Source organism: Streptomyces sp. NPDC045022 (assembly GCF_056432605.1).
In genome coordinates this window covers 277157-301201 of sequence record NZ_JBWKIR010000010.1, presented here as the reverse complement: position 1 = coordinate 301201, position 24045 = coordinate 277157, and the positions used below count along the sequence as shown (strand labels likewise).

Genomic DNA, 24045 nt, shown 5'->3' with positions numbered 1-24045 from the left:
TCCTCGTACTGGATGTACTTGGGCTTTCGGCCGGTGCGGCGAGAGTGCGTGCCGGGCGTCGCGACGGGGCGAACGTTGCCTGCCGCGGCACTAGTCGCCCCCGCGCCCCTTTCGGGGCGCGGCGGGAACCCGGGCGTACGATCTCAACTCTCAGTCGATCGGCGGCTTCTCGCGGCGTTCCGACCCGGAACCTCCGCTGTCGGAGGAGCCGTTGTTACCTGAACCGCCGCCCATGGGGCCGAAGTTGCCCATCGCTCCGGAGAGGCCCTTGAGGGCGTCGCCGATTTCGCTGGGGACGATCCAGAGCTTGTTGGCGTCGCCCTCGGCGATCTTCGGGAGCATCTGGAGGTACTGGTAGGACAGGAGTTTCTGGTCCGCGTCGCCGGCGTGGATGGCCTCGAAGACCGTGCGGACCGCCTGCGCCTCGCCCTCGGCGCGCAGGGCGGCCGCCTTGGCCTCACCCTCGGCGCGCAGGATCTGGGACTGCTTCTCGCCCTCCGCGGTGAGGATGGCGGCCTGGCGCGTACCTTCCGCGGTGAGGATCGCGGCGCGCTTGTCGCGGTCGGCGCGCATCTGCTTCTCCATCGAGTCCTGGATGGAGGTGGGCGGTTCGATGGCCTTGAGTTCGACGCGGTTGACGCGGATGCCCCACTTGCCGGTGGCCTCGTCGAGGACGCCGCGCAGGGCCGCGTTGATCTCCTCGCGGGAGGTCAGGGTGCGCTCGAGGTCCATGCCGCCGATGATGTTGCGCAGGGTGGTGACGGTGAGCTGCTCGATCGCCTGGATGTAGCTGGCGACCTCGTAGGTGGCGGCCCGGGCGTCGGTGACCTGGTAGTAGATGACGGTGTCGATGTTCACGACCAGGTTGTCCTGGGTGATCACCGGCTGGGGTGGGAACGGTACGACCTGTTCGCGCAGGTCGATGCGGTTGCGGATGGTGTCTATGAACGGGACGACGATGTTCAGGCCCGCGTTCAGCGTCCGCGTGTAGCGGCCGAAGCGCTCGACGATGGCGGCGCTGGCCTGTGGAATGACCTGGATGGTCTTGATCAGGGCGATGAAGACCAACACCACCAGAATGATCAGGACGATGATGACCGGTTCCATCGTGGTCCCCGTACCCCTCTCCGCCTCGGCACCCTCGGCAGATCTCGCGGATGTTGAAGATCTTGCTGGTCGAGTCTGACAGACCGTCGCCCAACTCGTGGGCCGGATCCCTCAGATGACGATCGCGGTGGCCCCTTCGATCTCCACGACGTCCACCTCCTGGCCCACTTCGTAGGCACGGCCGGTGTCGAGAGCCCGGGCGGACCAGACTTCTCCGGCGAGTTTGATACGGCCGCCGGAGCCGTCGACCCGCTCCAGTACGACGGCCTGCCTGCCCTTCAACGCCTCGATGCCGGTGGCGAGTCGGGGGCGTTGGTTGCCGTGGCGGGCCGCGATGGGGCGGACTACGGCGATGAGGGCGACGGAGACGACGACGAACACGAGGACCTGGATCACGGCGTCGAAGCCGAGGCCGGCGGCGACCGCGGCGGCTACGGCTCCCACCGCGAGCATGCCGAACTCCGGCATCGCGGTGACCACGAGCGGGATTCCGAGCGCCGCCGCGCCGACGAGCCACCACACCCATGCGTCGATGTCGTTCACATGGTCATGGTAGGACCGCGGTCGGGCGGCGGACAGGGCGCGAAAGGGAGCGGGGCAGGCTCGCGCCGGGGTCAGGACAGGGGCAGGCCCTGGGCGGTCCAGCGGTCACCGACCTGCTCGACGACGAGCGGGAGGCCGAAGCAGAGGGAGAGGTTGCGGGAGCTCAGTTCGAGTTCGATCGGGCCCGCCGCGAGGACCTTGCCCTGGCGGATCATGAGGACGTGGGTGAAACCCGGGGCGATCTCCTCGACATGGTGCGTGACCATGATCATCGAGGGGGCGATGGGGTCGCGGGCGAGCCGGCCGAGGCGGCGGACGAGGTCCTCGCGGCCACCGAGGTCGAGGCCGGCGGCGGGCTCGTCGAGGAGGAGCAGCTCGGGGTCGGTCATCAGGGCGCGGGCGATCAGGGTGCGCTTGCGCTCGCCCTCGGAGAGGGTGCCGAACTTCCGGTCGAGGTACTCGCTCATGCCGAGGCGGTCGAGGAAGGCGCGGGCGCGCTGCTCGTCGATGTCCTCGTACTCCTCCTGCCAGCCGGCGGTCATGCCGTAGGCGGCGGTGAGGACCGTCTGCAGGACCGTCTGGCGCTTGGGGAGCTTGTCGGCCAGGGCGATGCCGGCCATGCCGATGCGGGGGCGCAGCTCGAAGACGTCGGTGCCGGGCTTGCCGAGGGTCTCGCCGAGGATGGTGGCGGTGCCCTTGCTGGGGTAGAGGTAGCTGGAGGCGACGTTCAGGAGGGTGGTCTTGCCGGCGCCGTTGGGGCCGAGGATGACCCAGCGCTCGCCCTCCTTCACCGACCAGGAGACCTGGTCCACCAGAGCCCGGCCCTCGCGGACCACGGATACGTCCTGAAGCTCCAGAACATCGCTCATGAGCGCGTTGTCTCCCCTTGCAGTGTGGCCGGTCTCGGCTGTCGCGTACGCCTGTGGCTCGGTCCGCCGCGCCTGTGGGCGCAGCCTTATGAAATCTACGCCACGAGTGCCCCGCTCCATTCCATCGGTCCGGTCCTTAGGGTGGGGGCATGCTCTCGGAACCGCGTTCAGGACGCCTTGCCGCTTGGGGAAATGCCCTTTGGGCCGGACTTGTCTCTCCGGATGACGCCGCGCTCGCCATCGTGGGCGAGGACGCGGTGCACCGGGTGGCGGGGCTGCCGGGTGAGTCGGCGCCGGTCGGGCTCACGCTCGCGCTGGGGCGGCTGCGGACGCTGGGGGTGACCGGTCTGCGGGTCGCGCTGCCGGCGCCCGGTCATCCGCTGGGGCTGAGCGGGCCGCCCGAGTTCAATGCGCGGGCGCTGGAGGCCGAGGAGGCGGTGGTCTGCCACGGCGCCGCGTTCGGGTTGGTGCCGGAGGTGTACGAGGCCGGGCCCGCGGGTGATGTGCATGTCGAGGTGGTCTGGCGTGTGCTGCCGGTGCGGGAGGCGCCGCCGGCCGATGTTCCCTCGCTGGGCGAGGCGGAGCGGGAACTGGCGGAGGGGCTGCGGGAGGCGACCGAGGTGCTGTCGAAGCTGGATGTCGCCGCCTCGGGTCCGGTGGCGGAGGCGGCGATCGACGCGTACCGGGCGCGGGCCGAGCCGGGGCGGGAGGTGCTGGCGCCGGGGTATCCGCCGCGTGCGGTGCGGGTGCTGGAGCTGGCGCAGCGGGTGGGGCTGCTGGTGTCGCTGGCGTACGACCGGGGGCACGGGGGCGCGGTCAGTTCCGCCGAGATGGCCGCGCGCTCCGAGGCGTTGCGGCCTGTCGAGCGGACGGCTCGGCGGGCGCAGGTGGCGGCGTACAACGCCGTCGTGGAGGAGCGGGAGCGGGGAGTTCGGTGAGCGTCGGCCGTCCGGTCCCGGTGCCGCCGTGGGCGTACCGGGGTGCGACCGCCCCCAAGCCTCGGCATCGGCCCTGAGCGGGCCTCGCCGTAGACGGGCCCCGTCCTCGAACGCCGGCCGGGCCGTTCTCCGCCCGACCGGCGCCGAGATGTGAACCTCAGTGGTTGAGGCCGACGTTGCCGAAGGCAGGGTTCAGCACGCCGATGACGTTCACGCTGTTGCCGACCGCGTTGACCGGGACGTGCACCGGGGCCTGGACGACGTTGCCGGAGATGACGCCCGGGGAGCCGTGGGCCTCACCGCCGGCCCAGGCACCGTCCGTGGCGGAGGCCATCCCCGCACCGGCGGCCATCAGGCCACCGGCCACCATCGTCACGGCCGCTGCCTTCTTCAGGTTCTTCACGTTCAACCCCTTCTAGGCGATCACCACGGCGGTCCGCCGCGGCACGCACTGGAGAACGGCGGAGATCGCCGGAGGATGCGCCATCCGGGTGACATTCCCACGACGGTATGAATCTCAGCCCGGAACGGAACCCTCCGCGTTGCCGTGAGTGATCCCTGCGCAGGGCGTTTCAGCTGGTCACACCGTGGCGTACCGCCCACAGCGCGGCCTGGGTGCGGTCGGCGAGGTCGAGTTTCATCAGGATGTTGGAGACGTGCGTCTTGACGGTCTTCTCGGACAGGACGAGGGCACGGGCTATCTCCCGGTTGGAGCGGCCGTCCGCGATCAGGCCGAGCACCTCGCGCTCCCGCTCGGTGAGCGAACCTCCTCTGCCCTGGCCGGTGCCGGCCTCCTCCTGGGAGAGCAGCGCACCGGCGACCTCGGACTGGAGCAGGACGTGCCCCGCGTGCACGGAGCGGATGGCGCCGGCGAGGGCGTCGGGGTCCACGTCCTTGTAGACGTACCCGGCGGCGCCCGCGCGCAGCGCGGGGACGACCGTGCGCTGCTCGGTGAAGCTGGTGACGATCAGCACGCGTGCGGGGTTGCCGAGTTCGCGGAGCTTGCGCAGGGCGTCGATGCCGTCCATGCCCGGCATCTTGATGTCCATGAGGACGACGTCCGGCCGCAGTTCCTCGGCCCGGGCGACTCCCTCGGCGCCGTCGGCGGCCTCGCCGACGACCTCGATGTCGTCCTGTACCTCCAGGAAGGTGCGCAGACCCCGGCGGACGACCTGGTGATCGTCGACCAGCAGCACCTTGATCGCTTCACCCACCGGGGACCTCCAGCTCGATCGTGGTGCCCTTGCCGGGCGCCGATTCCACGGTCAGCGTGCCGCCGACCCCGCTCGCCCGGTCACGCATGGAGACCAGGCCCAGGTGGCGTCCGGCGCGGCGGACCGTCTTCGGGTCGAAGCCGCTGCCGTCGTCGGTGACACGCAGGACGGCCCCGCAACCGCGCCGCTCCACGCTCACGTCGACGTGCTCCGCGCCGGAGTGGCGCAGGGCGTTGTGCAGTGCCTCCTGGGCGACCCGCAGCACGGCCTCCTCCTGGGCGGCGGGCAGGGCGCGGAAGCCGCTGCCGGTGAAGGTCACGCGCGCGCTGTGGGCGCGGTCGAGGACCTGTGTCTGGGTGCGCAGGGTGGCGATCAGGCCGTCCTCGTCGAGGGCTGCGGGCCGCAATTCCACCACGGCCGCGCGCAGTTCGTCGGTGGCCTCGGCGGCGAGCGCAGCCACCTGGTGGAGTTCGTCCTTGGCGCGGGCGGGGTCGCGGTCGACGAGGGCGGCCGCCGCCTGGGCGGTCAGGCGCAGGGAGAACAGCTTCTGGCTGACCGCGTCGTGCAGTTCGTGGGCGAGGCGGGAGCGTTCCTCGGCGATGGTCAGCTCGCGGCTGCGTTCGTAGAGGCGGGCGTTGGTGAGGGCGATGGCGGCGTGCTGGGCGAGGATGGCGAGCAGTTCCTCGTCCTCCTCCGTGAAGCCGCAACCGCCATCCGGCTCGGGGCACGAGGGGTGTTCCCCCGCGGACCGCTGCTTGTTCGCGAGGAACAGGGCGCCGATGACCTCGTCGCCGTCGCGGATGGGCAGGCCCAGGAAGTCGGCCAGGTCGGGGTGGGCGGACGGCCAGCCCTCGAAGCGGGGGTCCTTGCGCACGTCGGCGAGGCGCTCGGGCCGGGCCTCGTGCAGCATCGCGGCGAGGATGCCGTGCTGGCGGGGCAGCGGGCCGATCGCCTTCCACTGGGCGTCGCTGACGCCGTCCACGACGAACTGGGCGAAGCCGCCGTGGTCGTCGGGGACGCCGAGGGCGGCGTACTGCGCGTCGAGCAGCTCGCGGGCGGAGGCGACGATCGTCTTGAGGACGTCGCGCACCTCCAGGTGCCTGCTCATGGCCAGCAGCGCGGAACTGACCGCCGCGAGGCCGGACCGGGGGCCTTGACTCATGTCCTCACGGTACCGGCGGGGTGTGACACCCCGGATCGGGCCGGTGACGGCGGTCACTGGGCCGCTGGGCCTAGGCCCGGTGGGGTAGGTCCCCGGCCGCGGCCCCGGGCGAGTGGCGTACGCCGAAGGGCCCTCGCGCGGTGCGACCCGCGTCCGAGGCGACCCGCGCGGTGCCGTTCCTGCGGTGCACTTCTCCATGCGCGGGGACGACGGGCGGTGGGCGGTCGAGCTGCGGCAGCCGGACGGGCGGGGTACTACACGCGCGCGTGCGGGCGGCACGCGCGCACAGAGGTGGGGATGCCGGGCGGAGGCTGGCTGGTGCCGGAGGAGCCGCTGAGCGCGCGCGGGGAGCGGCTGTGGTGGGCGTGGGGAGCGGCTGCGGTGGGCGCCGGCCGCCGGGGCGGACGTCGGTGCACCGGAAGGTGTTCGCGCTCACTTCCGAGGACGGGGCCGGGAGTGCGGAGATGCCGGGTGCGGTGCGGCCCCCTATACGGCGCGGCCGGTACTGGTGCCGGTGCCGGTGCCAGGGGTGTGACGGCGGCTGGTGGACCGAGCGGTCGGCGGCAGAGCGTGCCTGGCTGAGGTGCTGCCCGGGATCTGTCCGTGGCACGAGTTCCCTCCCGGAAGAGCCTCACGGAGAGCATTGCGACGGCAACTCGGCGTGAGACCGGCTCGGGTGGGATGTGAGCCCGCACATAGGGCGCACATCACGTACGAAAGGGCATAGGAGATAAAGCGACCGCATGAACGGGGCAGACGGCCCTGTCTGTCCCGTTTTGCCCTTCCCTGATCCACTATCGGGCATCGTACGTCACACCTTTGCCAGTGCATTTTGCGCCAGCTAAGAATTGCCTCGTCGCTCAGCGCCGTGGGTTCCGGCCCGCGGCGTTCGTGCGGGAGGAACCGATTCCCCCGGCGGACGCAGGAGCGACCTCCGCGCTACACGAAGAGGTCCATCAGCTATGCCCAAGAACATCCTCAAGCGAGCTCATAGTCGTGCCCTGACCAAGCAGCACAAGATCGCCGTCGCCGGTGTCGCTGCTCTCGGCACCGCCGCCCTCGCCCTCTCGGCCGCCCCCAGCAACGCCGAGACCGTCACCACCGGCGCCCCGGCCGTGACCGCCCAGGTCGCCACCGGCACCGCCCTGCAGAACGTCAAGGGCACGGTCACCGACCAGCTCGCCACCGAAACCGTCAAGCTCGACACCTTCGCGGCGCAGAAGAAGGCCGTGGACGCGGCCGCCGCCAAGCAGGCCGCCACCAAGCAGGCCGCAGAGGCCGCCGCGAAGAAGAAGGCCGCCGAGGCCGCCGCCGCCAAGAAGGCAGCGCAGGAGCGCACCGCCAAGCAGGCCGCGAGCCGTTCCGCGCAGCGCGTCCAGATGCAGCCGGTCGCCGCGAAGACGTACGCGAACAACCTGGACGGCTGGATCCGCCAGGCCCTGGACATCATGAAGTCCAAGGGCATCCCGGGCAGCTACAACGGCCTGCACAAGAACATCATGCGCGAGTCCTCCGGCAACCCCCAGGCCATCAACGACTGGGACATCAACGCGGTCAACGGCATCCCGTCCAAGGGCCTGCTGCAGGTCATCCCGCCGACCTTCAACGCTTACCACGTCGCCGGCACCTCGTGGAACATCTACGACCCGGTCGCCAACATCACCGCCGCCGCCAACTACGCGGCCGACCGGTACGGCTCGATCGACAACGTGAACAGCGCGTACTGAGGTCAGCGCGGACCTCTGACGTAACGCGGAAGGGCGGCACCCCTCGGGGGGTGCCGCCCTTCGCGTCGTACGCGGTCTACTTCCGCATGACCTCCGGCTCGTGGCGGCGCAGGAAGCGGGCCACGAAGAAGCCGCAGACCACACCGAGCGCGATCAGCGCGAACATGTCCAGACCCCAGGCGGAGGCCGCGTGGTCCCACAGCGGATCGGTGCTGGTCGGGTCGTCGGTGTTCGGGGCGATGTTGTTGAAGTCCAGCGTGGTACCGGCCGCGGCCACCGCCCAGCGGGACGGCATCAGGTACGAGAACTCGTTCACACCGAGCGTGCCGTGCAGGGTGAAGAGGCAGCCGGTGAAGACGACCTGGATGATCGCGAACATCACCAGCAGCGGCATGGTCTTCTCGGCGGTCTTCACCAGCGAGGAGATCACCAGGCCGAACATCATCGAGGTGAAGCCCAGCGCCATGATCGGCAGGCACAGCTCGAACAGCGTCGAACCCCCAAGCACGAGCCCCTGGTCGGGGATCTCGCGGCTGGAGAAGCCGATCAGGCCGACCATCAGGCCCTGCAGCACCGTGACGGCGCCGAGCACGACCACCTTGGACATCAGGTACGCCGAGCGGGACAGGCCGGTCGCGCGCTCACGCTCGTAGATGACCCGTTCCTTGATCAGCTCACGTACGGAGTTCGCGGCCCCCGCGAAACACGCGCCGACGGCGAGGATCAGCAACACGGTGGTGGCGGTGCCGTTCGGGACGGGCAGGTGGGTCTTGGCGTTGACCGGGTTCACCAGCAGGCCGCGGTCGTGGTCGATCAGCAGGCTGACCGCGCCGAGCACCGCGGGCAGGATCACCGTCAGCGCCAGGAAGCCCTTGTCCGAGGCGATGACCGACACATAACGCCGGATGAGGGTCATCAGCTGCGAGCCCCAGGCCTGCGGCTTGGGCGGCTTGATGGCCTGCGGCGGAGGCATGTGTACGGACTGCGGGGCGACCGCGTCGATGTCCGCGGCGTACATCTGGTAGTGCTGCGAGCCCTTCCAGCGGCCCGCCCAGTCGTAGTCGCGGTAGTTCTCGAAGGCGGAGAAGACGTCGGCCCAGCTGTCGTAGCCGAAGAAGTTCAGCGCCTCCTCCGGCGGGCCGAAGTAGGCGACCGCACCGCCCGGCGCCATCACCAGCAGCTTGTCGCACAGCGCCAGCTCGGCCACCGAGTGGGTGACGACCAGGACCGTACGGCCGTCGTCGGCGAGGCCGCGCAGCAGCTGCATGACATCGCGGTCCATGCCCGGGTCGAGGCCGGACGTCGGCTCGTCCAGGAAGATCAGCGACGGCTTGGTGAGCAGCTCCAGGGCCACCGAGACACGCTTGCGCTGGCCGCCGGACAGGGACGTGACCTTCTTGTCCTTGTGGATGTCCAGCTTCAGCTCGCGCAGCACCTCCTCGATGCGGGCGTTTCGCTCCTGCGCGGTGGTGTCGGCCGGGAAGCGCAGCTTGGCCGCGTACTTCAGGGCCTTCTTGACGGTCAGCTCCTTGTGCAGGATGTCGTCCTGCGGCACCAGACCGATGCGCTGGCGCAGCTCGGCGAACTGCTTGTACAGGTTCCGGTTGTCGTAGAGCACCTCGCCCTGGTTGGCGGGCCGGTAGCCGGTGAGCGCCTTGAGCAGGGTCGACTTGCCGGAGCCGGACGGGCCGATCACCGCGACCAGCGACTTCTCCGGGACACCGAAGGAGACGTCCTTCAGGATCTGCTTGCCGCCGTCGACCGTCACGGTCAGATGGCGCGCGGAGAAGGAGACCTCACCGGTGTCGACGAACTCCTCGAGGCGGTCGCCGACGATCCGGAACGTGGAGTGGCCGACGCCGACGATGTCGCTCGGACCGAGCAGCGCCGAACCGCCCTTGGCGATCGGCTGGCCGTTGACGTAGGTGCCGTTGTGCGAGCCGAGGTCGCGGATCTCGAACCGGCCGTCGGGCGTCGAGTGGAACTCGGCGTGGTTCCGGGAGACCTGCAGGTCGGAGACGACCAGCTCGTTCTCCAGGGCGCGGCCGATACGCATCACGCGGCCGAGCGAGAACTGGTGGAACGTGGTCGGGCTGCGGTCGCCGTAGACCGGCGGCGCCCCCGCGCCACCGCCGGGCGTCTTCTGCACGTACTGATCGGCGGGACCGGCCTGCTGCGGGAACGCGGGTGCCTGCTGCGGCTGCTGCCAGCCGGGCTGCGGCGCCTGCTGGTGGGCGGGCGCCTGGTGCGGCACGGCCTGCTGCGGAGCGGCCTGCTGCTGGGCCCAGCCGGGTGCGCCGGCGCCCTGGGCCGCGTACGGCGCCGCCGCCTGCTGCTGGCCCGGGCCACCGACCGGGGCCGCGGTCGCCGACAGGTTCAGCCGCGGTCCGTCCGTCGCGTTGCCCAGGTGCAGCGACGAACCGGGGCCGATCTCCATGTGCTGGATCCGCTGCCCGTGCACGAAGGTGCCGTTGGTGCTGCCGTGGTCCTCGATGACCCAACTGCTGCCGTTGAAGCTGACCGTGGCATGCCGCCAGGAGACCCTGGCGTCGTCGAAGACGATGTCACCCTGCGGATCGCGTCCGAGGGTGTAGGGCCTGGACGCATCGAGCGTCCAGGTCTGTCCGTTTGATTCCAGTACGAGTTCCGGCACTCCATGCCCCACTGAGTTGTCCCCCGATTTACCCCCGACACAGGGAGTCTAGGGATGTCGAACATCGTGGGGAACTATTCCAGGCTCAGCCCTCTGACCGAAACCCGGGCCTTGCCAAGGGCGCCGGTACGCGCTTCGACTCGCCCCGTTGACGGGGTTGAAACCGGGCCGGAGAGTGGTAATCCCTCGCGAGGGGGGACAAGCGCGGCTGCGGTGCCGCACCGCGGATCGGGGGGTCTGCCATGAGCGCTGCCACGGATGCCGGGACCGCGCGGCGCGGTACGAGGCTGCCCTGGACGGACATTGGGGTGTCCGCGATCGCCGCTGTGAGCTGGGCGTTGATCGGGATGGCGGGCACCGCCGCGCTCGGTCTGCACCTGTTGCGGGCCGACGCATCGGGCTCACTGGGCCCCATGACAGCGGCCGTTGTGGCGCTCGGGGCCGGTGGTTCCGTCGCCCCGTCGGGCGATGTGTCCGCCTTCGGGCTGAAAGGCGCCGAGGCACACACCACCATCGAGATCACGCCACTCGGGGTCAGCCTGGTCGGCGCGCTGCTGCTGTCGTGGTTCTTCCTACGGTCCCTGCGCACGGCCGGAGTTGCGATCGCGCGCGCCGAACTCCTCGCGCGCGCGGGCACGGTGGTCGTGGTCTTCATGGCCATGCTGGGTGGTCTGGCGTGGGCGGGTCACGACGTCATCACCATCGACGGCGGCTCGCTCGGTCTGGACCAGTTGCCGGGCGGGGGCGGCCAGGGGGACGGTGGGCTGAGCATCCCCGGCCTCGGCGACGTGGGCGGACTGCTGCCGGACCGGCTCGGGGATCTGATCGACGCCAGGGCGGCGGTCGGTTTCACCGTGGACACCTCGGCCACGCTCCTGGGCGGACTTGGCTGGTGCGCCGGAGTCCTGGTGATCGCGCTGCTCGCCGCCCGCCGCGCTCCCCTGCCGCCCGGCTGGGCCGTCGTCCACCGGGTGGTCCGGCCGGCCGCGTCCGCACTCGTCCACGTACTGCTGCTGGCCGTGCCGGCCGGCCTCGCGGCGGCGGCGTACGCGGCGATCGGCGACGACCACCCGGAGCGGATCGCCGGCGCGGCCCTGCTCGGCGCACCGAACGGGGTCTGGCTCGGTCTCCCGCTCGGTCTGTTCGTGCCCTGGGACGGCCGGGCCACCGGTGTCCTCGGCAGGCTGCTCCCCCACCCGTTGGACCAGCTCCTCAGCGCGCGGTCCGACCAGCCCGTGACGCTGGGCCGACTGGCCGAGCTGGACGGGCGGGTGTGGCTGCTGGCGGTGGCGGCCACGCTGACGATGCTGCTGGCCGGGGTGCTGACGGCGGTACGGACGCCGGTGGACCGGCCTGCCGACAGCGCCCTGGGCCTGGCCGGCCGGTGCGCGCTGCGGCTGGGGCTCGCGACCGCGCTCGCCCTGCCCCTGCTCGCCTGGCTGACGGACGTGTCCGTGAACGCCTCCCTGTCCGTCCTCGGCTTCGACGCCTTCGGCGCGGGTGTCGACCTGCACGGCCACCTCGGCATGGCGCTGCTCCTGGGCGCCGTGTGGGGTGCGGGAGCGGGAGCAGTGGGAGCAGTGACGGCCTGGGTCACCGGGGCGGCGGGAGCACGGGCGGCGTGGCCGGCCCGGAGCGCGCCGCGGCACGAACCTGAACGGCGACCGGTCTGGGCAGAGAACTCCGGGCACGGCGGGGAGGACGGCGTCCGGGGCACACACGGCGTGCAGGGCGGCGACTGGGACGGTGGCGGCGCGCAGGGCGGCGACTGGGGCGCAGGCGGCGTGGCGTCCGGGGCCGGCGGCCTGGGTGGAAGCGGCGTGGAACGCAGCGCCTGGGACGCAGGCGGCGTACAGGGCGGCAGCCGCGGCGCAGGCGGCGTGGCGTCCGGAGCCGGTGGTGGGAGTTACGGGTACGGCAACGGGATGGACACCGGAGACGCGGCGTACGGGAACGCCGGGTACGGCGACGGGATGGGCGCCGGGGACCCGGGACAGGGGTACGGCCACGGAGGACACGGCCGGGTCGGCGGAGCCGGGCCGTACGCGCCGGGTCGGTCCTATCGGCCGCCGAATCCCGACACCAATCCCTACCTCCAGGTACCGCGGGAGCCGGAGGATGCGCCGCCGCCCGCTGCCGGGGGCGACGTGTACGGTGCCCCGACCGTGGCCCGGCCGCTCGGCCCCCCTCCCCCGCCACCGCGCGACCGTCCCACCCCGCGCCCGGGCGATCACGCGCCGGGCACGGACGGCTTCGAGTGGCCGCCTCCTCCTCCGGCCCCTCCTCCTCCGGGGAAGCCGAAGAACGGCGGGTGAAGCGGCAGCACGGTAAGCGGAGCCGCGACACGGCGAGGGAAGCGGAAGCACGGCGGGCTGAGCCGGACGCGCGGCGTGAGGTGGAAACACGGCGGGCGGAGCCGAACGCGCGGTGGACCTGGCCGAGGCACCGGGGGCCGAGCCGAACGCGCGGTGGACCTGGCCGAGGCACCGGGGGCGGAGCCGGCGCGCGGCGGAAAGCGGAGGCACCCGGCGGGACAGCTGAAGCGCGGCGGGTGAAGCCGCCCGGCAAGGCCCGGCGTCGGGTTCGGCCGTCGGCTCCCTGGACCTGCCCTGCGGGCCGTCTCGTGGGACAGTCGTGGTGAAGCCGGGCAGCGCGAGTGGGTGGACGTGCCGTCTCCCGGCGGCAAGATCCCCGACTCCGACTCCGGCCCGACACCTATTGTTCCGTGTCCGTCAGGCGGACCTCGGCGACGGGAGGCACTGGGTGCCGGATACGGTGGTGACACCATGAGCGCTTCGCAGACCTCCGCCTCGCAGACCTCCGAGGTCCCCACACTCCTCGTCAAGATCTTCGGCAAGGACAGGCCGGGCATCACCGCCGGCCTCTTCGACACTCTCGCCGCTTACTACGTCGACGTGGTCGACATCGAGCAGGTCGTCACCCGGGGCCGCCTGGTGCTGTGCGCGCTGGTCACCCCGCCGCCGGCCGGCCTCGAGGGCGACCTGAGGGCCACCGTGCACAGCTGGGCCGAGTCGATGAAGATGCAGGCGGAGATCATCTCGGGGCACGGTGACAACCGTCCGCGTGGCCTCGGGCGGTCCCTGGTGACCGTTCTCGGGCATCCGCTCACCGCCGAGTCGACGGCCGCCATCGCCGCCCGCATCGCGAAGGCCGGCGGCAACATCGACCGTATCTTCCGGCTCGCCAAGTACCCCGTCACCGCGGTGGAGTTCGCCGTCTCCGGCGTGGAGACCGAGCCGCTGCGCACGGCCCTGGCCTCGGACGCGGCGGCACTGGGTGTCGACGTCGCGGTCGTCTCGGCGGGCCTGCACCGGCGCGCCCAGCGGCTGGTGGTCATGGACGTGGACTCCACGCTCATCCAGGACGAGGTCATCGAACTGTTCGCCGCGCACGCCGGCTGCGAGGACAAGGTCGCCGAGGTGACGGCGACGGCGATGCGCGGAGAGCTGGACTTCGAGCAGTCGCTGCACGCGCGCGTGGCCCTGCTGAAGGGGCTGGACGCCTCGGTGGTGGAGAAGGTGCGCAACGAGGTCCGGCTGACCCCGGGCGCCCGCACCCTGATCCGCACCCTGAAGCGGCTCGGCTACCAAGTGGGGGTCGTCTCCGGTGGCTTCACGCAGGTCACGGACGATCTCAAGGAGCGGCTGGGGCTCGACTTCGCCCAGGCGAACACGCTGGAGATCGTCGACGGCAAACTGACCGGCCGGGTCACCGGTGAGATCGTGGACCGGGCGGGCAAGGCGCGGCTGCTGCGCCGGTTCGCCGCGGAGGCCGGGGTGCCGCTGTCGCAGACGGTGGCGATCGGTGACGGTGCCAACGACCTGGACATGCTGAACGCGGCCGGTCTGGGCGTCGCCTTCAATGCCAAGCCGGTGGTTCGCGAGGCCGCGCACACGGCGGTGAACTTCCCCTTCCTCGACACGGTCCTGTATCTCCTCGGTGTCACCCGTGAAGAGGTGGAGGCGGCCGACACCCACGACGAGGGCTGAGCGGGACGCGGGTGCGTCAGGGCCCGGGCCGGCCGGGTCCGGGTTGCGGGAGGGCCCGGCACCCCGTGCGGTGCGGGGCCCTTCGGCGTACCGCGGTCGCCGGGTCGTGAGCGGCTACCGCGTCACGTGCGGGTCACTCGGAGGGTGCCCAGTAGTCCGTGAGCGTGGCCACGCCCGGCTCCAGGCCCTTCCAGGGTCCTTCGAAGGAGAGCAGGGCGAAGCCGGCGGCGGGGAAGCCGCGGCTGTTCATCCGCTCGCGGGCGTCTGCCTCGGCCTGGCCGGCCAGGATGTCGGCCAAGGCGTGCACGCCCGGGTTGTGGCCGATCAGGATCACGTTCCGCACGTCGTCCGGGACCTCGTTGAGCACGGCGATCAGCTCGCCGGGCGAGGCCTCGTAGACCCGCTCCTCGTAGACGGTTTTCGGCCGGTGAGCCAGTTCGTGGACGGCGAGCTTCCAGGTCTCGCGGGTCCGGGTCGCGGTGGAGCACAGGGCCTGGTCGAAGGTGATGCCGGTGTCGGCCAGCTTGCGTCCGGCGACCGCGGCGTCCTTGCGGCCCCGCTCGGCGAGCGGGCGCTCATGGTCGGACACCTGGGGCCAGTCGGCTTTCGCGTGCCGGAAGAGGGCGATCATGCGAGGTTCTGCGGCGCTCATGGGACCCAGCTTCGCATGAAACACGCCACGCGGCGCAGGGAGTTGACATGCGGGTTCACCGGGCGAGGGGGCTCGGCGTCAGCGCGCGAGGAGATGCTGGGCGCGCTCGAGAAGGTGGCTGATCGCCGGGTCGCCGCTCGCCGCGTGGGCGTCCGACGGGTTCAGTATCAGCGCGAGCAGCGCGACGAACGCGAGCGCGGGCAGGGCGAGGGCCCACCAGGGCAGCCTGATGTCGATGCCGCCCGTGGTCGCCGGGTGGGGCCGCGAGTGGGTGCGGGCCGGCATGATCGCCTCCGTGGGTCTTCGAGCGGGTCCGTGGCCGCCTCGTGCGGTCACATCTCGAAGCTACGGACTCGGGGGCCGCCACCCCATCCGGAAGTCCACCCACTCGACCCTGACCCTGGCCCCCTAGGGGATGGTGGAGCCAACCCCACCATCCGCCGGCGGGGGCGGGCGTCACGGGGACGCGATGGTCGCGATGAGGGCGATGATCACGAAGATGGCGAAGAACGAGCCGAAGACCAACAGCATCTTCTTCTGGCCGTTCTGCGGGTTCGGGTCGAGCACAGGCTGCATGCGCCCAGTTTCGCATCCTTCGCCCGGAGGGCCGCGACGGGGTCGCGGGTCAGCGCGCCGCCGCCTCGTCCTCCACCGTGCGGTCGCGGCCCGCCAGGAAGCCCACCACGATCTGCGGCAGCATCAGGCCCGCCATGAGGGCGATCGGCAGCCCCCAGCCGCCGCTCTGCTGGTAGAGCACGCCGACCAGCAGCGGGCCGGGAACGGAGATCAGGTAGCCGGTGCTCTGCGCGAACGCGGACAGCTGGGCCACGCCCGGGCCGCTGCGGGCCCGCATGCCGACCATCGTCAGCGCGAGCGGGAAGGCGCAGTTGGAGACGCCCAGCAGCAGGGCCCAGGCCCAGGCGCCGCCGGCCGGCGCGAGGTACAGGCCGGCGTATCCGGCGAGGCCGCAGACGCCCAGCACCAGCACGATCGGCCCCTGGTGGGGCAGCCGGGTGGCGACCCGCGGGATGACGAAGGCCAGCGGCACGCCCATCACCATGGTGACGGCGAGCAGGACGCCCGCGGTGCCCGCCGGGACTCCGGCGTCCCGGAAGATCTGCGGCATCCAGCCCATGGTGACGTAGGCGGCGGTGGCCTGGAGGCCGAAGAAGGCGGCGAGCGCCCAGGCGGTGCGGCTCCGGGTGATGCGCAGGGGAGCCTGTTGTTCCGCCGTGCCGGGCACCTGCTCCCGCTGCTGCCCGGGGGCGGCGCCGTGGCCGCGTACGAGCGGCAGCCACGGCAGGACGGCGGCCGCGGCGATGGTCGCCCAGACGGCGAGGCCGGACTGCCAGCTGCCCAGCGCGTCGGTCAGGGGGACGGTCACCGCGGCGGCGAGGGAGGTGCCGAGGGCGAGTGCCATCGAGTACAGGCCGGTCATGGAGCCGACCCGGTCGGGGAACCAGCGCTTGACGATGACCGGCATCAGGACGTTGCTGACGGCGATGCCCATCAGGGCGAGCGCGCTGGCGGCCAGGAATCCGGCCGTGCCGCCGACGTACGGGCGTATCAGCAGGCCCGCGGTGATGGCGGCCATGCCGGCGCACACCACGGCCGGCGGTCCGAACCGGCGGGCCAGGCGGGGCGCGGTGACGCCGAAGACCGCGAAGCACAGCGGGGGCACGGAGGTGAGCAGGCCGGCCACGCCGCCGCTCATGCCGAGCCCGTCGCGGACCTCCTCCAGGAGCGCGCCGAGGCTCGTGATGGCCGGGCGGAGGTTCAGCGCGGACAGCACGATACCGACCACGACCAGCCGGGTCGCCCACGCGCGCGTGCGGCCCGCGCCGGAGGGCGTCTGGTGTGTACTCGCCGCGGCTACCGTGCCGCGTTCGGTCGGGGACATCGCCGTACGGGTCTCCACTGTCCGGATTTCCTCACTCGCCATACCGCCATCATAGAATCATGGGATGATTGGTTGTCCATTCCCGGGGTGTCCGCGCCCGGGCCCCTCGTGCGAAGGTGTGCCATGCCGCTGAGCCACCCGCGCCGTTCGGCGCTGTCCGAGCAGGTCATCGCCGAACTGCGGAACCAGATCGCCTCCGGGGAGTGGCCGGTCGGCTCGCGCATCCCCACCGAGCCGGAGCTGGTCGAGCAGCTCGGCGTCGCCCGCAACACCGTCCGCGAGGCGGTCCGCGCGCTCGCGCACAACGGTCTGCTGGACATCCGCCAGGGCTCCGGCACCTACGTCGTCGCGACGAGCGAACTGGCCGGCGTGATGCACCGCCGCTTCGCCGGCGCCGACCCGCGGCACATCGCCGAACTGCGCTCCACCCTGGAGTCGGCGGCGGCGAAGCTCGCCGCCGAGCGGCGTACCGAGAAGGACCTCAAGCAGCTGGACACACTGCTGGCACGTCGCGAGGAGGCCTGGGAGACGGGCGAGGCGGAGGCCTTCGTGACCGTCGACGCGACCTTCCACCTGGCCGTCGTGGCCGCCTCCCACAACGACGTCATGACGGCGATGTACGCCGACCTCGGAGAGGTGCTGCGCGACTGGCTGCGCGCGGACGTGGGCGCGGAGCTGACGCCGGAGACGCACATGGACCACACGCGGCTGGTGGACGCGATCCGCGACGGGGACGCGGAGGCGGCAGCGGCGGAGGCCGCGAGTTATCCGTTCCTGTGCCGGCCGGACAGGTTCAGCGCGCCTTCTGGTGGCTGACCCAGACCGATTCGACGTCCTTCCAGCACCGACCGGTGAGCCGTACGGTCATGGCGGGTTCGGCGTCCACCGGAGAGCTGTCGGTGTCGATGTCCCACCAGCGGGCGCACTCGATGTGCAGCCGGACCCGGTCGATGTCGACATAGGGATTGTGGCAGTAGGCCACCACATGAGAGCCGCGGACGCTCGTACGGCAGGCGGCGCCGAACAGGCTCGGCGCGGGCGGCTTCCCGTCACTGGCGCGCGCGTGCGACATCGCGTCGTACGGCAGTGAGAGCACGAGGGTCACGGCCAGGGTCACCGGGGCCAGGCTGCGGGACAGGCGCACAAGGGGACCTCCTCGGCCGGGCTGCGGAGGGAATCGCGGGGTGGACGCTCATCCAGGGTGCGCGGTCGGCTCCGCGCCCCGCCCGATCGGGTACGCCGAACGAGTGACGCCCCGCTCCCCGCGCACTGCGGGGACGGGGCGCCGACGTCAGGCGAGGGTCACGCGCCGATGGCGTGCAGACCACCGTCGACGTGGATGATCTCTCCCGTGGTCTTCGGGAACCAGTCGCTCAGCAGGGCGACGACACCCTTGCCGGCCGGCTCCGGGTCCTTCAGGTCCCACTCCAGCGGGGAACGGGTGTCCCACACGGAGGCCAGATCACTGAAGCCCGGGATGGACTTCGCGGCCATGGAGCCGATGGGGCCCGCCGAGATGAGGTTGCAGCGGATGTTCTGCTTGCCCAGGTCACGCGCCATGTAGCGGCTGGTGGCCTCCAGGGCGGCCTTGGCCGGGCCCATCCAGTCGTACTGCGGCCAGGCGTACTGCGCGTCGAAGGTGAGGCCGACGACCGAGCCGCCGTTCTGCATCAGCGGCAGGCAGGCCATGGTCAACGACTTCAGGGAGAACGCCGAGACGTGCATGGCGGTGGCGACCGACTCGAACGGCGTGTTGAGGAAGTTGCCGCCGAGCGCGTCCTGCGGGGCGAAGCCGATGGAGTGGACGATGCCGTCCAGGCCGCCCAGCTCCTCGCCGACCACGTCGGCCAGACGCGCGAGGTGCTCCTCGTTCGTCACGTCCAGCTCGATGACCTTGGCCGGCTTCGGCAGCTTCTTGGCGATGCGCTCGGTCAGCGTGGGCCGCGGGAAGGCGGTCAGGATGATCTCGGCGCCCTGCTCCTGGGCGAGCTTGGCGACGTGGAAGGCGATGGAGGACTCCATCAGCACACCCGTGATCAGGATGCGCTTGCCCTCGAGGATTCCGCTCATGGTGATCAGTGACCCATTCCCAGTCCGCCGTCAACGGGGATGACGGCTCCAGTGATGTACGAGGCGTCGTCCGAGGCGAGGAACCGCACCGTCGCGGCGATCTCCTCCGGTTGCGCATAACGACCGAGCGGCACCTGGGACACGATGTTCTCGCGCTGCTCGTCGGTGAGCGCCTTGGTCATGTCGGTGTCCACGAAGCCGGGCGCGACGACGTTGAAGGTGAGGTTGCGCGAGCCCAGCTCACGGGCGAGGGAGCGCGCGAAGCCGACCAGGGCGGCCTTGGAGGCGGCGTAGTTCGCCTGCCCCGCCGAGCCGAGCAGGCCGACCACGGAGGAGATCAGGACGACGCGGCCCTTCTTGGCGCGCAGCATGCCGCGGTTGGCGCGCTTGACGACGCGGAAGGTGCCGGTGAGGTTGGTGTCGATGACCGAGGTGAAGTCCTCCTCGGACATGCGCATCAGGAGCTGGTCCTTGGTGACGCCGGCGTTGGCGATCAGGACCTCGACCGGACCGTGCTGGTCCTCGATCTCCTTGTAGGCCTGCTCCACCTGCTCCGGGTCGGTGATGTCGCACCTGACGGCGAGGAAGCCGGCCGGCGGCTCACCCGAGCGGTACGTGATCGCGACCTTGTCGCCGGCGTCGGCGAACGCGCGGGCGATGGCGAGGCCGATGCCCCGGTTGCCTCCGGTGACGAGAACCGAGCGGCTCAACGGATCACCCTTTCGATAGCGGTCTGATGCCTCGGACAACCCGCCCGAACACCTGGATGACAGGCGGCTTCATCGAAAACCTATCGGTAGCGCCCCTGCCGCGGGCAATCGGGCACCAACAGTGGCTCGGGGGTGTCGCTGTCGGATCCCTACAGAACGGCCCGGTCCGGGGACCGAAAGATGTGGTCCGCCGGGCCGGTCCCGCGACATGATCGGAGCCGACAGGCCACGACAGCAGGGAGACCTCCGTGCCTCATTCCATCGACGAAGCCTTCACGGCGCTTCCCCTACGGGCCCTCGCCGACGCCGCGCTCGCACGCGCGCGTGCGCTGGGGGCCGCGCACGCGGACTTCCGGTTCGAGCGGGTCCGCAGCGCCTCCTGGCGGCTGCGGGACGCCAAGCCCGCCGGGTCGTCGGACACCACCGACCTCGGGTACGCGGTCCGGGTCGTGCACGGCGGTACGTGGGGCTTCGCGTCCGGGGTCGACCTGACCATGGACGCCGCCGCGAGGGTCGCCTCACAGGCGGTGGCGATGGCGAAGCTCTCGGCCCAGGTGATCACGGCGGCGGGGTCGGACGAACGGGTGGAGCTGGCCGACGAGCCGGTGCACGCGGACCGGACGTGGATCTCGTCGTACGAGATCGACCCGTTCTCGGTGCCGGACGAGGAGAAGGCCGCGCTGCTGGCGGAGTGGAGCGCGCGGCTGCTGGCCGCGAACGGCGTCAACCATGTCGACGCCTCGCTGCTCACCGTGCACGAGAACAAGTTCTACGCCGACACGGCCGGGACCGTGACGACCCAGCAGCGGGTGCGGCTGCATCCGCAGCTGACGGCCGTGTCGGTGGACGAGTCCAGCGGTGAGTTCGACTCGATGCGTACCATCGCGCCGCCGGCCGGGCGCGGCTGGGAGTACCTGACCGGGACCGGCTGGGACTGGGACGCCGAGCTGGAGCGGATCCCGGAGCTGCTCGCCGAGAAGATGCGGGCGCCGACCGTGGAGCCGGGCCTGTACGACCTGGTCGTCGACCCGTCCAACCTGTGGCTGACCATCCACGAGTCCATCGGGCACGCCACCGAGCTGGACCGCGCCCTCGGCTACGAGGCCGCCTACGCCGGCACCTCGTTCGCCACCTTCGACCAGCTGGGCAAGCTGAGGTACGGCTCCGAGCTGATGAACGTCACCGGTGACCGCACCGCCGAGCACGGCCTGGCGACCATCGGCTACGACGACGAGGGCGTGGCGGCGCAGTCCTGGGACCTGGTGAAGGACGGCACGCTGGTGGGCTACCAGCTGGACCGGCGGATCGCCCGGCTGACCGGGTTCGACCGGTCCAACGGGTGTGCGTACGCCGACTCGCCGGCGCATGTTCCGGTGCAGCGCATGGCCAATGTGTCGCTGCGGCCGGACCCGGCCGGGTTGTCCACCGAGGACCTGATCGGCGGGGTCGACCGGGGCATCTACGTGGTCGGCGACCGGTCATGGTCGATCGACATGCAGCGGTACAACTTCCAGTTCACCGGGCAGCGCTTCTTCAGGATCGAGAACGGGCGGATCACGGGGCAGCTGAAGGACGTCGCCTACCAGGCCACGACCACCGACTTCTGGGGGTCCATGGCGGCCGTCGGGGGCCCGCAGACGTACGTCCTCGGGGGTGCCTTCAACTGCGGCAAGGCCCAGCCGGGGCAGGTGGCCGCCGTGTCCCACGGATGCCCCTCCGCCCTTTTCAGGGGCGTCAACATCCTCAACACCACGCAGGAGGCCGGTCGATGAGCGCCCGTACCCGCAAGCCGCACGAGATCGTCGAGCAGGCGCTCGCCCTCTCCCGGGCCGACGGCTGTGTCGTCATCGCCGACGAGCACTCGACCGCCAACCTGCGCTGGGCGGGCAACGCGCTGACCACGAACGGCGTCACGCGCGGCCGTACGCTCACGGTGATCGCGACCGTGGACGGCAAGGAGGGCACCGCCGCCGGCGTGGTCTCCCGGTCGGCGGTCACCTCGGAGGAACTGGAGCCGCTGGTGCGGGCCGCGGAGGCCGCCGCGCGCGGAGCCGGTCCCGCCGAGGACGCGCAGCCCCTGATCAGCGGTGTGCCGGCGGCCCCGGACTTCACGGACGCGCCGGCCGAGACGTCCTCGGCCGTGTTCGCCGACTTCGCCCCGGCGCTCGGCGAGGCGTTCGCACGCGCGCGTGCGGGCGGCCGGGAGCTGTACGGCTTCGCCAACCATGAGCTGGTGTCGACGTATGTGGGTTCGTCCACCGGGCTGCGCCTGCGCCACGACCAGCCCACCGGCACGCTGGAGCTGAACGCGAAGTCCCCGGACCGTGCGCGCTCGGCGTGGGCCGGCCGGTCCACGCGGGACTTCAAGGACGTCGACCCGGGCGCGCTGGACGCCGAGCTGGCCGTACGGCTCGGCTGGGCCGAGCGGCGCGTGGAGCTGCCCGCCGGCCGGTACGAGACGCTGCTGCCGCCCACCGCGGTCGCGGACCTGCTGATCTACCAGCTGTGGTCGGCCTCGGGCCGGGACGCGGCCGAGGGGCGGACGGTGTTCTCGAAGCCCGGCGGCGGCACCCGGGTCGGCGAGAAGCTCTCCGAGCTGCCGCTCACCCTGCGCAGCGACCCGAACGAGCCGGGCCTGGAGTGCCCGCCCTTCGTGGTCGCCCACTCCTCCGGCGGCGATCAGTCGGTGTTCGACAACGGACTGCCGACGCACGCCACCGAGTGGATCGACAAGGGAGTGCTCAAGCATCTGACCACCACCCGGCACAGCGCGGGTCTGACCGGGCTGCCGGTCGCCCCGGTGCTCGGGAACCTGATCCTGGACGGCGGTGACGACCGCTCCCTGGAGGAGATGGTCGCGAACACCGGGCGCGGGTTGCTGCTGACCTGCCTGTGGTACATCCGCGAGGTCGATCCGGCGACGCTGCTGCTCACCGGCCTGACCCGGGACGGTGTCTACCTCGTGGAGAACGGTGAGGTGACCGGGCAGGTGAACAACTTCCGGTTCAACGAGTCGCCGGTGGGCCTGCTGGGCCGGGCCGCGGAGGCCGGGCGCACCGAGAAGACGCTGCCGCGGGAGTGGAGCGACTGGTTCACCCGGGCCGCGATGCCCGCCCTGCGGATCCCCGATTTCAACATGAGTTCTGTCAGTCAGGGCGTATAACCTCGTAGTCGGCTGTCACCCGACTGCCCGAGGATCACCAAGGAGACACGAGAACCGTGACGGACATCGTCGACGAGCTGAAGTGGCGTGGGCTCATCGCCCTCTCCACGGACGAGGACGCACTGCGCAAGGCGTTCGCGGACGGTCCTGTCACGTTCTATTGCGGTTTCGACCCGACCGCGCCCAGTCTGCACCTCGGCAACCTCGTGCAGATCCTGACCATGCGCCGGATCCAGCGGGCGGGCAACCGCCCGCTGGGCCTGGTCGGTGGCGCCACGGGGCTGATCGGTGACCCGAAGCCGACCGCGGAGCGCACGCTGAACTCCCCCGAGGTCGTCGCCGGCTGGGTCGAGCGGCTGCGCGGACAGATCGAGCCGCTGCTCGACTTCGAGGGCCCGAACGCGGCGGTCATGGTCAACAACCTGGACTGGACCCAGGGCCTGTCGGCCATCGAGTTCCTCCGGGACATCGGCAAGCACTTCCGGGTCAACAAGATGATCGCCAAGGAGGCCGTCGCCCGGCGCCTCAACTCCGACGCGGGCATCAGCTACACCGAGTTCAGCTACCAGATCCTGCAGGGCATGGACTTCCTGGAGCTGTACCGGCGCTACGGCTGCACGTTGCAGACCGGTGGCAGCGACCAGTGGGGCAACCTCACGTCGGGCACGGACCTGATCCACCGGACCGAGCCGGACGCCGTGGTGCACGCGCTGGGCACGCCGCTGATCACCAAGGCGGACGGGACCAAGTTCGGCAAGACCGAGTCCGGCACGGTCTGGCTCGACCCCGAGATGACCACGCCGTACGCGTTCTACCAGTTCTGGGTCAACGCGGACGACCGGGACGTCTCGAAGTTCCTGCGCATCTTCAGTTTCCGGTCCCGTGAGGAGATCGAGGAGCTGGAGCGGCAGACCGAGGAGCGTCCGCAGGCCCGGGCCGCGCAGCGCGCGCTCGCCGAGGAGCTGACGACGCTCGTGCACGGGGCCGACCAGACGGCCGCGGTGATCGCTGCGTCCAGGGCGCTGTTCGGTCAGGGCGAGCTGGCGGAGCTGGACGGTGGGACGCTGGCGGCGGCGCTGTCCGAGGTGCCGCACATCCGGGTCACGGAGCTGGGCCCGGTCACCGATCTGTTCGCCGAGGTCGGCCTCGTGGCCAGCAAGTCCGCCGCGCGGCGGACGGTCAAGGAGGGCGGTGCCTACGTGAACAACGTGAAGGTCGCCTCCGAGGACGCCGTCGTGGCGAAGGAGGACCTGATTCACGGGCGGTGGCTGGTGCTGCGGCGGGGGAAGAAGAACCTGGCCGCGGTGGAGGTTGTTTCCGCGTAGCG

The 24045-nt window shown here is 71.3% G+C and carries 22 protein-coding genes and 1 pseudogene; 9 read left to right on the top strand and 14 right to left on the bottom strand.

Going from position 1 to position 24045, the window contains the following annotated elements:
* Positions 1-150: 150 nt before the first annotated feature.
* The 3 genes from AC07C1_RS20590 to AC07C1_RS20580 form a co-directional block, all read right to left on the bottom strand.
* Positions 151-1107 carry an SPFH domain-containing protein gene (locus tag AC07C1_RS20590; protein WP_478940854.1) on the bottom strand — a complete coding sequence of 319 codons (957 nt, stop codon included), beginning with the start codon at positions 1105-1107 and terminating at the stop codon, positions 151-153.
* A 111-nt stretch (positions 1108-1218) separates the two neighbouring features.
* A complete protein-coding gene (locus tag AC07C1_RS20585; protein WP_478940853.1) occupies positions 1219-1650 on the bottom strand; it encodes an NfeD family protein in 432 nt (143 codons plus the stop codon).
* Between the two features lie 71 nt (positions 1651-1721).
* Positions 1722-2519: an ABC transporter ATP-binding protein gene (locus AC07C1_RS20580; RefSeq protein ID WP_478940851.1), complete on the bottom strand. Its 798-nt coding sequence runs from the start codon at positions 2517-2519 to the stop codon at positions 1722-1724.
* A 149-nt stretch (positions 2520-2668) separates the two neighbouring features.
* Here AC07C1_RS20580 and AC07C1_RS20575 point away from each other — a divergent pair, with 149 nt between their 5' ends.
* Positions 2669-3457, top strand: coding sequence for a hypothetical protein (locus tag AC07C1_RS20575; RefSeq protein ID WP_478940850.1), 789 nt, complete (start codon positions 2669-2671; stop codon positions 3455-3457).
* A 157-nt stretch (positions 3458-3614) separates the two neighbouring features.
* Here the strand turns inward: AC07C1_RS20575 and chpE are convergent, their stop codons facing one another.
* The 3 genes from chpE to AC07C1_RS20560 form a co-directional block, all read right to left on the bottom strand.
* A complete protein-coding gene (gene chpE / locus AC07C1_RS20570; RefSeq protein WP_478940848.1) occupies positions 3615-3860 on the bottom strand; it encodes a chaplin ChpE in 246 nt (81 codons plus the stop codon).
* 169 nt (positions 3861-4029) lie between these two features.
* Positions 4030-4671: a response regulator gene (locus AC07C1_RS20565; RefSeq protein WP_478940846.1), complete on the bottom strand. Its 642-nt coding sequence runs from the start codon at positions 4669-4671 to the stop codon at positions 4030-4032.
* Positions 4664-5833, bottom strand: coding sequence for a GAF domain-containing sensor histidine kinase (locus AC07C1_RS20560; RefSeq protein ID WP_478940844.1), 1170 nt, complete (start codon positions 5831-5833; stop codon positions 4664-4666). The genes AC07C1_RS20565 and AC07C1_RS20560 overlap by 8 nt, the downstream gene beginning before the upstream one ends.
* 142 nt (positions 5834-5975) lie before the next feature.
* On the opposite strand from AC07C1_RS20560, the pseudogene AC07C1_RS20555 reads away from it, so the two are divergent.
* Together AC07C1_RS20555 and AC07C1_RS20550 are read left to right on the top strand one after the other, a co-directional pair.
* A pseudogene (locus AC07C1_RS20555) lies at positions 5976-6318 on the top strand (S-adenosylmethionine:tRNA ribosyltransferase-isomerase); the annotation flags it as partial.
* A gap of 477 nt (positions 6319-6795) precedes the next feature.
* Complete coding sequence (locus AC07C1_RS20550) at positions 6796-7560, top strand: transglycosylase SLT domain-containing protein (RefSeq protein WP_478940842.1); 765 nt, start codon at positions 6796-6798, stop codon at positions 7558-7560.
* Between the two features lie 76 nt (positions 7561-7636).
* Here AC07C1_RS20550 and AC07C1_RS20545 read toward each other — a convergent pair whose 3' ends face one another.
* Entirely contained in the window at positions 7637-10213 is a 2577-nt protein-coding gene (locus AC07C1_RS20545) for an ABC transporter ATP-binding protein/permease (RefSeq protein ID WP_478940884.1), read from the bottom strand.
* Between the two features lie 242 nt (positions 10214-10455).
* On the opposite strand from AC07C1_RS20545, the gene AC07C1_RS20540 reads away from it, so the two are divergent.
* Positions 10456-12528, top strand: a complete 2073-nt coding sequence (locus AC07C1_RS20540; protein WP_478940840.1) for a streptophobe family protein — start codon at positions 10456-10458, stop codon at positions 12526-12528.
* Between the two features lie 471 nt (positions 12529-12999).
* Positions 13000-14223, top strand: coding sequence for a phosphoserine phosphatase SerB (gene serB, locus AC07C1_RS20535; RefSeq protein ID WP_478940839.1), 1224 nt, complete (start codon positions 13000-13002; stop codon positions 14221-14223).
* 133 nt (positions 14224-14356) lie between these two features.
* On the opposite strand, the gene AC07C1_RS20530 is transcribed toward serB, so the two are convergent.
* From AC07C1_RS20530 to AC07C1_RS20515, 4 genes are all read right to left on the bottom strand, one after another.
* The gene (locus AC07C1_RS20530; RefSeq protein WP_478940837.1) at positions 14357-14875 is read right to left on the bottom strand and encodes a SixA phosphatase family protein; all 519 of its coding nucleotides are present in this window, start codon (positions 14873-14875) and stop codon (positions 14357-14359) included.
* Positions 14876-14953: 78 nt separating this feature from the next.
* Entirely contained in the window at positions 14954-15160 is a 207-nt protein-coding gene (locus AC07C1_RS20525) for a hypothetical protein (protein ID WP_478940836.1), read from the bottom strand.
* A 171-nt stretch (positions 15161-15331) separates the two neighbouring features.
* Positions 15332-15451 (bottom strand): SGM_5486 family transporter-associated protein, encoded by a 120-nt coding sequence (locus tag AC07C1_RS20520; protein ID WP_478940834.1) that lies wholly within the window; start codon positions 15449-15451, stop codon positions 15332-15334.
* Between the two features lie 49 nt (positions 15452-15500).
* Complete coding sequence (locus tag AC07C1_RS20515; RefSeq protein WP_478940832.1) at positions 15501-16817, bottom strand: CynX/NimT family MFS transporter; 1317 nt, start codon at positions 16815-16817, stop codon at positions 15501-15503.
* An 81-nt stretch (positions 16818-16898) separates the two neighbouring features.
* On the opposite strand from AC07C1_RS20515, the gene AC07C1_RS20510 reads away from it, so the two are divergent.
* Positions 16899-17591 carry a FadR/GntR family transcriptional regulator gene (locus tag AC07C1_RS20510; RefSeq protein ID WP_478940830.1) on the top strand — a complete coding sequence of 231 codons (693 nt, stop codon included), beginning with the start codon at positions 16899-16901 and terminating at the stop codon, positions 17589-17591.
* On the opposite strand, the gene AC07C1_RS20505 is transcribed toward AC07C1_RS20510, so the two are convergent.
* The 3 genes from AC07C1_RS20505 to fabG all read right to left on the bottom strand — a co-directional run bounded on the left by AC07C1_RS20505 (position 17569) and on the right by fabG (position 19555).
* A complete protein-coding gene (locus tag AC07C1_RS20505) occupies positions 17569-17919 on the bottom strand; it encodes a hypothetical protein (protein WP_478940828.1) in 351 nt (116 codons plus the stop codon). The two genes, AC07C1_RS20510 and AC07C1_RS20505, sit on opposite strands and share 23 nt — an antisense overlap.
* A gap of 158 nt (positions 17920-18077) precedes the next feature.
* Positions 18078-18845 carry an enoyl-ACP reductase FabI gene (fabI, locus tag AC07C1_RS20500; RefSeq protein WP_478940827.1) on the bottom strand — a complete coding sequence of 256 codons (768 nt, stop codon included), beginning with the start codon at positions 18843-18845 and terminating at the stop codon, positions 18078-18080.
* 5 nt (positions 18846-18850) lie between these two features.
* A complete protein-coding gene (gene fabG, locus AC07C1_RS20495; RefSeq protein WP_478940825.1) occupies positions 18851-19555 on the bottom strand; it encodes a 3-oxoacyl-[acyl-carrier-protein] reductase in 705 nt (234 codons plus the stop codon).
* Between the two features lie 248 nt (positions 19556-19803).
* On the opposite strand from fabG, the gene AC07C1_RS20490 reads away from it, so the two are divergent.
* Genes AC07C1_RS20490 through tyrS form a run of 3 tightly spaced genes read left to right on the top strand, consistent with a single transcriptional unit; the run spans position 19804 to position 24043 of the window.
* Positions 19804-21327, top strand: a complete 1524-nt coding sequence (locus AC07C1_RS20490) for a TldD/PmbA family protein (protein WP_478940824.1) — start codon at positions 19804-19806, stop codon at positions 21325-21327.
* Positions 21324-22718, top strand: a complete 1395-nt coding sequence (locus tag AC07C1_RS20485; protein ID WP_478940822.1) for a metallopeptidase TldD-related protein — start codon at positions 21324-21326, stop codon at positions 22716-22718. Before AC07C1_RS20490 ends, AC07C1_RS20485 begins: the two co-directional genes overlap by 4 nt.
* A gap of 56 nt (positions 22719-22774) precedes the next feature.
* Positions 22775-24043 carry a tyrosine--tRNA ligase gene (gene tyrS / locus AC07C1_RS20480; protein ID WP_478940820.1) on the top strand — a complete coding sequence of 423 codons (1269 nt, stop codon included), beginning with the start codon at positions 22775-22777 and terminating at the stop codon, positions 24041-24043.
* The last annotated feature ends 2 nt before the right edge of the window (positions 24044-24045 follow it).